The sequence below is a fragment of the Treponema ruminis genome, from assembly GCF_014201975.1.
Lineage (GTDB): Bacteria > Spirochaetota > Spirochaetia > Treponematales > Treponemataceae > Treponema_D > Treponema_D ruminis.
In genome coordinates this window covers 26179-38261 of sequence record NZ_JACHFQ010000002.1, presented here as the reverse complement: position 1 = coordinate 38261, position 12083 = coordinate 26179, and the positions used below count along the sequence as shown (strand labels likewise).

The following is a 12083-nucleotide window of genomic DNA, read 5'->3' as shown; positions in this document are numbered from 1 at the left end:
AGACGAGGTACTGTATGGGAGTTGATATTCAATATTGGTATGATAATAACATTAGTTTTTCAACAATCAAAGATTTGAAATTTCATCTTGAAAGATATCTGGATTGTAGAATATCAATTTTTTGTATGCAGGGAGATTCTGATGAATGGTTCTCTTTGTTTCCAAAAACAGGAAAATATAAATATACTTCTTTATGTAGTGTTGTAGCACTGAATAAAAGCGAATATTTTTTAGAAATTGTTGATTCGGATAATAAGATAAAGGATTTTGAAAATCAAAATATAAGTGAATTATTCAAGACAAGACAGATAGAATTATTTCTTCGCTCTGTACTAGATGATATAGAAGTGTATATTTATCCAAAAACATTAAAGATTTATAGCGATTTTTTATGCTTTCCCGGCAGAATGTTTTCATTTATTGAAACTATCGAAAATCCAGAAGAAGGTTTTACCGAGGATTATTTAAAAATACTGTATCGAATAAACTCGTTTGTTAAAGCCTTCAATTCCAACTCTATTTTAATGGTTGGTGATACACAAAGTATAAATTGGGAAAATATTGATGAAGACTTGGAAGAAGGGTGGACTAGTATTTCTGAAGTATTGGAAAAATATAAACCTCGAGGTATCAAAATAATTACGGAAGAAATGGTTCTGAATAAACAACTTGAACCATGCGATAATGAAGAAGAAGTTTACAATCATGTATATTTTTTTCAATTCAATAATCTTTTAGAACATTTAAAGCCGTGTGAATTCAGAGAAGAAGATGAGGAAGAAGAAGTTTATATCGAAAAAGCTCCTGCTGTATTTCTTGAAGTTTCAATTACAGATTTAGAATACAAACCCGAAAAGCCAAGTAAAACAGCTTTGAGAATTGCAAAGAAACTGAATAGCGATTATGAATATACAACTGAGAAACTGTTTTATAATGTAAAACAAGAATTAATGTCTATAGAAAAACTTTATAAAAATCGGTGGGAAAAGTTTGTTGAAAGAGCAAAGTCTTTAGACTTTAATAAGTTGACTAATTATTTTAAATATTCAAAGGGAACTGGAAAAGTTTATGCTTTGGAGTATAGAAATGTAGATTTTTCTATTTCCGCATCTTTATGGTGCCCAGATAAAAAGGAAAAATGTCCTAAAGACTTTGTTAGCTTGATAGATGAGATTTTTGAATATGCAGCAAATCTACCTGAAAATTGTATTAGTTTTGGATCGTTCCGAATGGTAGGTGTTCCTGTAAAAACACAGAAAGAAGTAAACGAATCTCGAAAGAAAACTGATTTACCAAAATATACAGTAGAAGGGTATTCCGATGAGGATATAGATAGAATGTTAAGAACGTAACACTTTTAGATAAAAAGTGTTAGGGATTGTAGGGGCGCGAAGCGTTCTTGCGTAGCAAGAATGGAGGCGAAAGCCAGAACCCCGAAAAGCCCGACCAGAACGAAGTGAGGGGAACACCCCAAAAAAAAGGAGCACAAAAATGCCAAATATATCAGGAATCATAAAATCTTTGCAGAATATCATGTGGAAGGACCCGGGAGTTTCGGGGGATGCGCAGAGGCTTGAGCAGCTGGGATGGATGATTACGCTCAAAATCCTGGATGACAAGGATGCAGAGATGGAGCTTTTGAACGATGATTATGTTTCTGTGATTCCTGAAAAGCTGAGATGGCGTGCATGGGCTGGAGATAGTGAAGGAATTACCGGAGACGCGATGAAGGAGTTTGTGGACGGCGAGCTTTTTCCGGGGCTGCAGAATCTTGATGTTTCTTCTGGCAATGATGGCGTTAACCGACGGGCTGTTCTGGTACGTGATATTTTTGCAGGCACTAACAACTATATGAAGAACGGCACCATTATCCGCCAGGTTGTGAACAAGCTTAATGAGATTGATTTTAATGCCAGTGAAGACCGTCATACTTTTGGTGATATTTACGAAAGTCTTTTGCGTGATTTGCAGAGTGCGGGTAACTATGGAGAATTCTATACTCCACGTGCTGTTACAGAAATTATGACGGAGATTATTAATCCACGACTTGGAGAAAAGGTTCTTGACCCTGCCTGTGGTACGGGCGGATTTTTGACGAGCGCCATTGAAAATATCAGGACGCAGGATGTTCATTCTGTTGAAGATTTGAAGACTCTGGAAGAAACAATTCGCGGCCAGGAATTAAAGCCGCTTCCTTTTATGCTTTGTGTTACTAACCTGATTCTGCATGATATTGAAGTTCCGAATATTATAAACGGCGACAGCTTGAACCGTGAATATACTTCTATTGGCGCTAAAGATAAGGTTGATGTTATTCTTGCTAATCCGCCTTTTGGTGCGAGTGTAAGTGATGGTGTAGAAACTAATTATCCGGCTCAGTTCCGTACTACAGAAAGTGCCGACTTGTTTTTGCTTTTGATGATTCGTTATCTTCGTGATGGCGGTCGTGCTGCTATTGTTTTGCCTGACGGTTCTTTGACTGGCGACGGTGTAAAGCAGAGAATCCGCGAGGAGTTCTTGAAGCAGTGTAATGTTCATACGATTGTGCGTTTGCCTAACTCGGTTTTCCAGCCTTATGCTTCGGTTGCGACAAATCTTTTGTTCTTTACAAAGGGCGAGCCTACACGAGAAATCTGGTATTGGGAACACAAGCTGCCAGAAGGTCAGAAATCTTATTCTAAAACAAAGCCGATTCAAAAGAGTGAATTTGCTTCTCTTAAGGAATGGTGGGGCAAGCGTAGTGAAAACGAGCAGGCTTGGCGTGTTTCTGTTGAGAAGATTGCAGAAAGCGGTTGGAATCTTGATATTAAAAATCCGTTTGTAAAAGAAGAGGAAGTTACTCATACTACTGCAGAACTGCTTGATATGTTGAGTGCATCGTTTAGGAAGAGTGATGAATTGATTGAAGAGTTGAAGAAGGGGTTGGTTTAAAAACAATGATTAGAGTTAAAATCAATACCAACTAAATAGGAGCCCCCAAAAAATGATCCAACTAACCGCCTTTTCAAAATCCTACACCTCACGCAAAAACGCCCCCCTTGCCGTGCGGGATTTCTCCATGACCTGCCAAACCGGCGAAATTACCGGCATCCTCGGCTTAAACGGTGCAGGTAAAACCACAATTCTAAAGGCAATCTGTGCCCGGCACTTTGCCACGAGCGGAGAAGTGCTTGTTGAGGGCGTAAATGCAAGTGAAAACCCGGAGCAGGTGCGGAACCTCACGGGCTTTGTCGCCGAAGAGCCGAACCTTCCGGGAGAATATACCGTCGAAGAATACCTCAACATGGTTGCGGAACTTCATGGAATAAAAGAAAATAATCCGCTCCTGATTGACCAGCTTTCCCTTGAAGAACTCTTGCACAAAAAAATCCGGACGCTTTCAAAAGGGCAGCGGGAGCGCGTGAATTTCGCCCAGGCACTCATTTATAACCCAAAGGTTTTGGTTTTAGACGAACCTGCATCGGGGTTAGATCCGGCACAAATCCTAAAAATGCGCAGCCTCGTCAAATCACTTAAAGCTGACCACACGATTCTGCTTTCAACACATCTCATGCAGGAAGTCGAGGCATTGTGCGACCGCGTTTACATCATTCACGAGGGTCGTCTTGCGGCAAGCGGTACGGCGGAAGAAATTGCGGCTCAGTTTGAGTGCAAAAATCTTGAGGAAGCCTTCTTTAAAATCACGAGCGCGAGTGATATAGTAAGGGAGTAAAAATGAAAAAATCCTTTGCCCTCTACAAGTCCGCGATTTTCTCCTACCTGATTGACCCTCTTTTTTACGCATCGTCATTGCTCACGGTCCTTTTCTGCCTCTTCAAGTTTTTCTTTATGGGGAAGTTTTTCGTTAGTGGGCTAGGTTCCACGGATTTGCGGCCTTTTTTCAATTCAGTTCCCTACATTTCAATCCTAACGGTTCCTCTTCTGGTTTTAAGGCTCCGGCCGCTTCTTCTTGATGACTCGGTGCCACTTTCGCCATTCAAAAGGTTTTCCGCTCTTTCGCTTTCGGCTTTTTCGGCTTTTGCCTTTCCGCTCATTCTTCTTTCAATTCTGCCGTTTTGCGTGAACCTTTTCGGCACGATGGATTTTTTTCAGGCTCTTTCGTCTTTCTTTGGAATCTTTCTTTACGGACTTTGCGCCTCGCTTCTTTCGATTCTGTTTTTTTCTATTTTTCCCAATTCCCAGGTTTTCCCGCTGATTCTTTCGTCGGTTTCGCTTGCTCTGGTCAATTTCCTTCATCTTCTTCCTTTATATTACCAGACGGGTATAATCCTTACTTTTTTATGCCGAAAAATCAGCTTTGCATGGCATTTTGATTCATTTTCAAAGGGCATTATCGACTCGCGGAACATTGCATACTACCTGATTCTCGCATTTGTACTTCTTCTTCTCTGCGTTTCCTTGGAATACAAGCGGCTGGGCAAAAAAACTTCACGCCTCACGGCTTTTCTTTTTGCGGCAATCATCCTTCTTGTCTCGCTTTCTTTCCAGAACCTTTATTTCCGTGCCGACGCCAGCAAAAACGGCCAGTTCTCGCTTTCCAAAACGAGCAAAAATCTTCTTTCAAATCTTGAAAATCCCATCAGAATCACATATTACAGATCAAAGGAACTCAAAAACCTTTATCCGCAGACTTCAGATGTCGCGGAATTCCTTGCCGACTACTGTTCTGAAAGCAAGGGCATGTCTTTCACCCTCGAAAAGGCTGATCCCGAAAAACTCAAGGCTTTGGGTATTCAGAGCCAGCAGATCCGCAGCGACAACGGCACAAAGACTGAATTCGTCACGGTTTATTCTGCGGTTTTGATTCAGTACCTTGAAAAGTCCGAGCTGATTCCTTTCGTGCTTTCAACTTCAAGCCTGGAATACGATTTAACCCAGCGCGTTCAGAAACTTATCACCTCAAAAGACAGAAAAGTTTACCTTTTATGCGGTAACGGCCGCTCCATCGAAGAATCCTATCTCTATGTAGCCCCCTGGCTTTCTTCACGCGGCTTTGAAGTCGAACACTTAAATGATTTTAATGCCACAGAAGTTCTAAAAAAACTCACTCCTGAAGATCAAATCGCCGTTTTCGGAACAAAGGACCTGAGCGCGGAGCAGTCTTTCTATTTGCAGAATGCGCTTGAAAAGGGCGCCAAGGCATTTATCGCAACAAGTCCTTTCCACACGACGATTGAAGATGAATGGAAGGTCTCAAAGCCTGAACACGACTCCATGATTTCTTACCTCAACTCCAAGGGCTTTGCTTTTGACCTCTCCCTTGCCGAAGACATTTCCTGCTATCCGCTCACGATGGAAAGCGGGGAAGGAAACAAGGCCGAATACGCCACGGTAAACTATCCTCTATGGCTCGTCATCCAGAATCAAAAGGAAGCAAAAAAAGGCGCAACCGTCTTCTGGGCAAGCCCGATCGTTCCTTACGGTCAAGTCGAGCCGCTTTTATTTACGACGAATTACGCATGGAAGCAAAGGCCCGCCGCAAGTGACGACGGAAATCTTTTCCTCACGAATCCCTTCATGATTCCAAAGTCAGCCGCCGCAAGTGATGCAAAAAACGAGCAGCTGATTGTTGCCGCCCGAAGCAAAAACATCTCGCTTGTTTCAGACCAGTTTTTCGTCTCAAGCCTCATGACAGGCTTTATTTCAGGCGAAAGCTCCGGCGATTTCAGGAACTACGATTTTCTGACCAAGGAACTTCTCGTTTTGAGGGGCGAGGGCGAATTAGCAGCCCTCATGGAAAAATCCGCTCCCGTCACATCCCTTCATAAAATCGTCGGTGAAAGCGAATTCAGCGCAAAAAGAAAGCTGGTGCTGCTCCTGACTTTCGGACTTTTGCCGCTTGTGATTCTGTTGATTTTTGTTTTCGTTCAGATAAAAAGGAGAAAAAAATAGGTCGTTACCAGCCTGCGGCTGGCCGGGCTTTCCGCGCTTCCGCTACGCTTCATTGCCGCAAGCGGCAACTAAAGGCGCTACAATCCCTAACGCTTGGCTAAAATTATGAAAAAACTCGATAAACTTCTTACAAAGATTTTGATTTTCTCGCTGATTCTTTTTCTCTTTTCACTTTTTTTCCCAAAAAATAGAAGAAACGCGCCCAAATTCATTGAATCAGCACTTCTGAATCCAAAATACAAAAACGAAGTCGCTCAGATTGATATCCAGATTCCTTCACAAAACGGCTCAGTCACCCTCAAAAAGCAGGGGGATTTCTGGCAGCTTGTCAAAAACGCGGGCGAGGAAAAAACTGAAATCACCACCTTTGCTGACAAAAAACTTGTAGCATCCTTGATCGAAAAAGCCTGTGAAATCCGAAAACTCTACCAGATTTCGGACAAAGAAAGCGACTTTGACCAGCTTAAAACCAGCGAAAATACAGCCCGCACAGTCACTTTTACCGGAAATGATAACAAGATGTATACAAAACTGCACTTTGGAAGTACGAATCCGCTCACAAACAGAACTTTCGTTCGTTCACAAGGCTCAAAAATCACCTTCGAGACTGAAAATGACCTTTCCCACTTCCTGAATTCCGACACAAACTACTGGTCAGAAGGTGAAATTCTTTCAGGAATCATTTCAAAAGGTTCAAATCCAGTGGAAATAAGATTTGAAGAAAAATCAGCAAAATCAAGCCTGAACGAAAAATCCCCGGACTTTACCACAAAATCAGCAAGTCTTCTTTCCCTCAGGCACGGAAGCATTAAAGATGAGGAAGATTTCCTTTCCGCCATGCAAAGTCAGAATCCCCGTCCGTCAGCTGTCCTTACAGTTCAGGACGGAAGCGGAAGAAGCGCCCGCATCGAGTTTTTTGAAATTGAGGAAAAAGGACAGTCTGAATCAGAAAAATCATACTTCTATAAAAAGAGCATCAAGCCGTCGCCAGCCGACTCCCAGGAAAACGCCTTTGCATTCTATTCAGAAAACGCAGTATATGAGATTTCTGCCTGGACCTACGGAAAGATAAAATCCCTTTTCTAAAAGACCTTCCAGGCAATCAAAAAGGAAAGCAGATTATAAAGAGTATGAATGATAAAGGGAATCCAAAGAGATTGTGTCCGTATCATGCAAAGCCTGAGGGCAGCCCCGCACAAAAGGGCATTAATAAAGCCAAGGATTCCAAGATAAAGATGTCCCATTGAAAAAAGGAGCAGGGCAAGTCCTTCACAAAAAAGCGAAAGCCTTGGGTTATCCCCAAACTTTTTAGAAAGCATTTCCTTAAAAGAGCGAGGAAGATAGAAGCGATAAATCACTTCCTCATAAAAAGCCGCCGCAATCACGCCAAGCAAAAAATTAAGCTTCCCCAAAAAAGAATCTGGAAAAACAATATTCTTTATGCCTGAGTCAATTCCAGAAAAATAGGCAATAATTTCAAGCAAAGCCGTGCACAAACAGAGAAAACCAAAGCAGACAAGTGAATTTGAAGAATAATTATAAAAAGACTCAAAAAAAGGCCGCCGAACCTTCTCAAAAGGCTCCCCAAAAACCACACCTTTCACTGCAAAAAGATAAATAAGCAAGGCCAGGGCCCCAGTCAAAAAGACCGAAAGCGGATACTGAGCGACAACCTCACTCTGTCGTTCCAAAAAAAACTGCCCCACAAGCGGTGGAAGAACAATAATAAAGAGAACGAAGAAAAACAAAAAATACGAGAGGAATTTTTTTTCCATATGTAAAGAAAGATCAAGCAAAAGAATTGATAAAAAGCCGGAATATCAAAAAAAATAAACCTGTGGGAGGCAGGAAAAATTAAGTGGGTACCCTTTTAGGGAGATACCTTGATTTTTCCGTCGCTGGGACCCGCAGGTTTATTTTTTATGTATCAAGTAGATTTTAAAAACCTATTCTGATTAATATTTTGAATCCGCAAATCCAATCCAGCCTTCGTTTTCGATAAGTGCTTTTTCGAATCCTTCAAGCTTGAAAGGGTAGCTTTTTGAAAGAGAGCCTGCGATAAGCTTTACTTTCCAGGTGCCGTCTTCCTTCTGCTCGATTTTGCATTCACAGTCTTTTGTACCGAATGTGCGGAACATGTCATCGATGTCTTTTTTTGGCATATTGAGTGCGAGAAGACCGCAGTTATACATATTCTGGTAGAAGATTCGGGCAAAGTTTGGAGCAATTACGGTGTAGATTCCGTTTACTTCAAGAGCCCATGGCGCATGCTCACGGCTCGAACCGCAGCCAAAATTCTCACGTGTGATGATTACCTTTTTGTTCGGGACATCACGTTTTGCATCGAATCCGTCGAGTTTGAGGTCTTCGAGCAGGTAAGGTTTAAGCGCCTGCTTAGAGACTTCCGTCAGATACTTTGCTGGAATAATCTCGTCAGTATTAATGTCTGAGCGATCCAAGAAGAGTACATCTCCACCAAAAGCTTTCATAATTTTCTCCTTTATCAAGCTTCCTAGGCTTTTAGCCTTTGTAAAGTTCTGAATTTGTTATAGTGCCTGTAATTGCAGTTGCAGCAGCAGAAGCAGGGCTCATAAGGTGAACCATGCCGCCTTTTCCCATTCGTCCGTTGAAGTTTCGGTTTGTTGTTGAAGCACAAACTTCGCCCTCAGCAAGAACACCGTTAGACATGCCGAGACAAGCACCACAGGTTGGGTTTGTAACACAGAAGCCTGCCTCAAGGAATGTGTCGATGATTCCTTCGGCAACAGCCATCTTGTAGATTTTTGGAGTAGCAGGACTTACGATACCGCGTACGCCGTCAGCCAGTTTGTGGCCTTTGAGAACCTTTGCCGCAATGCGAAGGTCAGAAATTCGTCCGTTTGTACAAGAACCGATATAAACCTGATCAACTTTAGTTCCCTTCATTTCAGAGATTTTCTTAATCTGATCCGGCTTGTAGTTGATTGTACATACAGGCTCAAGATTTGAAAGGTCTTCAGTGATTACCTTTTCGTATTCAGCATCATCGTCGTCACGCCATTTTGAGTAGTCGGCGATTGCTTCTTCTTTTGATTTATATTCGTCTTTGATGAATTCCCAGAGGTAGTCGACAGTTTTTGCATCCGGGAAACAGATTCCGCTTGTTCCGCCGGCTTCGATAGCCATGTTACAGAGAGTCATGCGCTCTTCCATATCCATGTTGTCAACTACAGGACCTGTGAACTCGATTACGCAGTTTGTAGCACCGTTTACACCGATTTTTCCGATGAGGTGGAGGATGACGTCCTTTGCATAAACGCCTTCCTTAAGCTTGCCGTTCAATACGAATTTGATTGATTTTGGCTCGCGGAAAGAGCAGACGCCCTTGAGGATGCCGACTTCAAGGTCAGTAGTACCGACACCAGCAGCAAAAGCACCGAAAGCACCGTGTGTACAAGTGTGGCTGTCACCCATGATTACAGTGAAGCCTGGGCGTACAAATCCCTTTTCCGGGAAAATTGCGTGGCAGACACCGTTTGCACCAATGTCGAAGAAGTCTTTAATATTGTTGCGGCGTGCCCAGTCACGAAGGATTTTAGACTGAGTAGCAGTTTTGCTGTCTTTTGACGGAGTTACATGGTCGATTACAGCCTTGATTTTTGTTGGGTCAAAAACCCTGTCCTTTTTGCGCTCAATAAGGTCATTGATTGCGACAGGAGTTGTAATTTCATGACAGAAAACACGGTCGAGCTTGAGGACGTAAGTTCCCTCGAACGGCGTGTCTACAAGATGTGACTCAAAGATTTTTTGAGCTATCGTCTTTCCCATTTTAAATACCTCTGTTTTATATTTGTCATTCCCGTGACTCACGGAAATTTTAGTTTACAACATTAACCGGCTTGCCGGCCAAAAATGCCTTTATGTTTTCAACTTCAATATCAAGAAGCCTGAGCCTTGTTTCCCTTGGTGCCCATGCAAGATGAGGTGTGATTACGCAGTTGGGAGCCTTGTAAAGAGGACTTGAAGGACTCATAGGTTCCTGAAGCAGAACGTCAGCGGCATAGCCTGCAATTTTTTTGCTTTCCAGGGCCGCACGAACGTCAGCTTCGGCAATCATGCCGCCACGGGCTGTATTTATGAGAACCGCAGAGCTTTTCATGAGTGAAAGCATTTTTTCATCTGCAAGATTTTCAGTTTCAGGAGTGAGGGGAGCGTGAAGTGAAAGGAAATCAGATTCCTTGAAAAGCTCCTCTTTGGAAACAGGCTGAACCAGAGCCTTCAATGATTCAGAAACATTGAGGGCGGCTTTTGCCTTTTCAAATGATTTCTTTGAGTGTGCGCAAACGATTACCTTCATGCCGAAAGCAAGTGCAATTTCACAAACCTTCTGCCCGATATGTCCGAAACCGTAAATACCCAGGGTTTTGCCGGAAAGTTCTGTAAGAGGAGAGAGCCAGTAGCAGAAGTCAGGATTTGAAATCCATTTTCCATCGTGAACTGAAAGAGAATGTGCTGCAACTTGATTTGTAAAATGAAGAATGAAAGAAAAGACGTGCTGTGCAACAGCGTTTGTGCTATAAGAAGGGATGTTCGTGACAATAATTCCGCGATCGCGGCAGGCTTTCACATCAACGACATTGTAGCCCGTTGCCAGCACCCCGATATATCGGAGATTTGGACAGCTTTCTACAATCTCTTTGGTGATATGAATTTTATTCAGAAGAACGATTTCACTATTGCCGATTCGTTCAACAACAAGTTCTTGAGGAGAACGGTCATAAACTGTAAATTCATCTGCGAAAGACTTTATGCAATCCCAAGATACATCGCCAGGATTAAGTCCGTGCCCATCAAGAACCGTTATTTTCATTTGCTTATCCTAAAACCGCGATTCCTGTAGAAGAAATGGCCGCATTGATGGCATCTTCGATTCCGCCAACACTTTCATCAAAATCTACAAGAACCTGTGATTTTTCAGGATTTGCATTGCAACTAGTTACACCAGCTACAGCTTTTACGGCTCCATCAACCTTAGCTGCTACAGCCGGGTCAAACATACCGTCAACGTAAATTTTCTTCTGCATTTACGAACACTCCATGTTATTGATAAATTATTATAAATGGTAATACAGAAAAATTCAACAAAAATAATCTTTAATATTCAGCAAGTTTTTTGCCGTTACCCTGAGTTTCTGCCAAAGTTTTTCCGAGTTGTCCGCATGCACCGCCAATTTCACGGCCCCGACGAGTCCGCAAGGTCACATTCAAGCCCGCCTTTTCAAGATGATAGACGAAATTCTTGCATTCCTTTCCGCTTGGCTCGCTGAATTCAAGGCCTTCAACCGGATTCCATGGAATCAGATTGATGTGAACGTCCAGACCACGGGCAAAATTTATCATGTTTGTAGCACTTTCAATGCTTGTGTTAGTATCATGGAGCAGGGCTGCTTCCAAAGTTACGCGCTTTCCTGTTTTTTGGGCAAAATAGTCGATTGCCTTACGAAGCTCAGGCAAGGGATTCGTGCGGCAGATTGGCATCAGCTTTTCACGAAGGGCATTGTCGGCTGTAGTAAGTGAAACCGCCAGCCTGATTGCAGGGCCGTTGTCAGCCAGATCATAAATGCCTTTGATGACGCCGGATGTCGAAAGGGTAATCCTTCTGCCTGAAAGGGCCCGTCCATCCTTGCTGGTAAGAATTGCAATTGCCTTACGGACATTCTCAAGGTTCATCATCGGCTCGCCCATTCCCATAAAGACAATGTTATCCAGAGGGCCGGCATGTTTTTCAAGATAAAGGAACTGCTCGACAATTTCACCGGCTGTAAGGTTTCTTGCCAGTCCAAGATGACCTGTCTGGCAGAAAGCACAGTTCATTGCACAACCGACCTGACATGAAACACAGGCAGTTTTGCGGTCATCCCGGTCTGTAAGCAGGACAGTTTCAACGGCAAGTCCGTCAGAGAGGCTGATCTGTAATTTGATTGTACCATCCGGGTCTTTAAGAAACTCGGAAACAGAAGTTGAACGGAGAAGGGCTTTTTCTTTGAGTTCATTTCTCAAATCAACGCTGAGGTTGGTCATTTCGTCAAAAGACTCAAGGCCCTTTCCAATCCACTGAAAGATTTGTTTTCCGCGAAAGGCCTGATTTAATCCAAGCGATTCGCAGATTTCGGCTGGTAAAAGACCAGCCAAAGGAATTTTATCACTCATAA

Annotated in this window: 11 protein-coding genes; 5 read left to right on the top strand and 6 right to left on the bottom strand. The window is 42.7% G+C overall.

Annotated elements, in window-relative coordinates; genetic code table 11:
* Nucleotides 1-14 precede the first annotated feature (14 nt).
* The 5 genes from HNP76_RS02755 (at nt 15) to HNP76_RS02735 (ending at nt 6978) form a co-directional block, all read left to right on the top strand.
* Nucleotides 15-1352, top strand: coding sequence for a hypothetical protein (locus HNP76_RS02755; protein ID WP_184657261.1), 1338 nt, complete (start codon nt 15-17; stop codon nt 1350-1352).
* Between the two features lie 139 nt (nt 1353-1491).
* Nucleotides 1492-2931, top strand: coding sequence for a class I SAM-dependent DNA methyltransferase (locus HNP76_RS02750; protein WP_184657259.1), 1440 nt, complete (start codon nt 1492-1494; stop codon nt 2929-2931).
* A gap of 52 nt (nt 2932-2983) precedes the next feature.
* Complete coding sequence (locus HNP76_RS02745) at nt 2984-3712, top strand: ABC transporter ATP-binding protein (RefSeq protein ID WP_184657257.1); 729 nt, start codon at nt 2984-2986, stop codon at nt 3710-3712.
* A 2-nt stretch (nt 3713-3714) separates the two neighbouring features.
* Entirely contained in the window at nt 3715-5892 is a 2178-nt protein-coding gene (locus HNP76_RS02740) for a GldG family protein (protein WP_184657256.1), read from the top strand.
* Between the two features lie 93 nt (nt 5893-5985).
* Nucleotides 5986-6978, top strand: coding sequence for a DUF4340 domain-containing protein (locus tag HNP76_RS02735; RefSeq protein WP_184657254.1), 993 nt, complete (start codon nt 5986-5988; stop codon nt 6976-6978).
* On the opposite strand, the gene HNP76_RS02730 is transcribed toward HNP76_RS02735, so the two are convergent.
* The 6 genes from HNP76_RS02730 to rlmN all read right to left on the bottom strand — a co-directional run bounded on the left by HNP76_RS02730 (nt 6975) and on the right by rlmN (nt 12081).
* Nucleotides 6975-7583: a CPBP family intramembrane glutamic endopeptidase gene (locus HNP76_RS02730; RefSeq protein WP_184657252.1), complete on the bottom strand. Its 609-nt coding sequence runs from the start codon at nt 7581-7583 to the stop codon at nt 6975-6977. The genes HNP76_RS02735 and HNP76_RS02730 overlap by 4 nt on opposite strands.
* Nucleotides 7584-7847: 264 nt before the next feature.
* Entirely contained in the window at nt 7848-8381 is a 534-nt protein-coding gene (locus HNP76_RS02725; RefSeq protein WP_184657250.1) for a 3-isopropylmalate dehydratase small subunit, read from the bottom strand.
* A gap of 31 nt (nt 8382-8412) precedes the next feature.
* A complete protein-coding gene (locus tag HNP76_RS02720; protein ID WP_184657248.1) occupies nt 8413-9699 on the bottom strand; it encodes a 3-isopropylmalate dehydratase large subunit in 1287 nt (428 codons plus the stop codon).
* A gap of 49 nt (nt 9700-9748) precedes the next feature.
* The gene (locus HNP76_RS02715) at nt 9749-10741 is read right to left on the bottom strand and encodes a D-2-hydroxyacid dehydrogenase (protein WP_184657246.1); all 993 of its coding nucleotides are present in this window, start codon (nt 10739-10741) and stop codon (nt 9749-9751) included.
* A gap of 4 nt (nt 10742-10745) precedes the next feature.
* Complete coding sequence (locus HNP76_RS02710; RefSeq protein ID WP_184657244.1) at nt 10746-10955, bottom strand: heavy-metal-associated domain-containing protein; 210 nt, start codon at nt 10953-10955, stop codon at nt 10746-10748.
* 70 nt (nt 10956-11025) lie between these two features.
* A complete protein-coding gene (gene rlmN / locus HNP76_RS02705) occupies nt 11026-12081 on the bottom strand; it encodes a dual-specificity RNA methyltransferase RlmN (RefSeq protein WP_184657242.1) in 1056 nt (351 codons plus the stop codon).
* Between the last annotated feature and the right edge of the window lie 2 nt (nt 12082-12083).

What these genes read in the sequence shown, in the direction of transcription:
- HNP76_RS02755 (WP_184657261.1), top strand. Translation starts at nt 15, where the DNA reads ATGGGAGTTGATATTCAATATTGGTATGATAATAACATTAGTTTTTCA.
- HNP76_RS02750 (WP_184657259.1), top strand. Translation starts at nt 1,492, where the DNA reads ATGCCAAATATATCAGGAATCATAAAATCTTTGCAGAATATCATGTGG.
- HNP76_RS02745 (WP_184657257.1), top strand. Translation starts at nt 2,984, where the DNA reads ATGATCCAACTAACCGCCTTTTCAAAATCCTACACCTCACGCAAAAAC.
- HNP76_RS02740 (WP_184657256.1), top strand. Translation starts at nt 3,715, where the DNA reads ATGAAAAAATCCTTTGCCCTCTACAAGTCCGCGATTTTCTCCTACCTG.
- HNP76_RS02725 (WP_184657250.1), bottom strand. Translation starts at nt 8,381, where the DNA reads ATGAAAGCTTTTGGTGGAGATGTACTCTTCTTGGATCGCTCAGACATT.
- HNP76_RS02720 (WP_184657248.1), bottom strand. Translation starts at nt 9,699, where the DNA reads ATGGGAAAGACGATAGCTCAAAAAATCTTTGAGTCACATCTTGTAGAC.
- HNP76_RS02715 (WP_184657246.1), bottom strand. Translation starts at nt 10,741, where the DNA reads ATGAAAATAACGGTTCTTGATGGGCACGGACTTAATCCTGGCGATGTA.
- HNP76_RS02710 (WP_184657244.1), bottom strand. Translation starts at nt 10,955, where the DNA reads ATGCAGAAGAAAATTTACGTTGACGGTATGTTTGACCCGGCTGTAGCA.
- rlmN (WP_184657242.1), bottom strand. Translation starts at nt 12,081, where the DNA reads ATGAGTGATAAAATTCCTTTGGCTGGTCTTTTACCAGCCGAAATCTGC.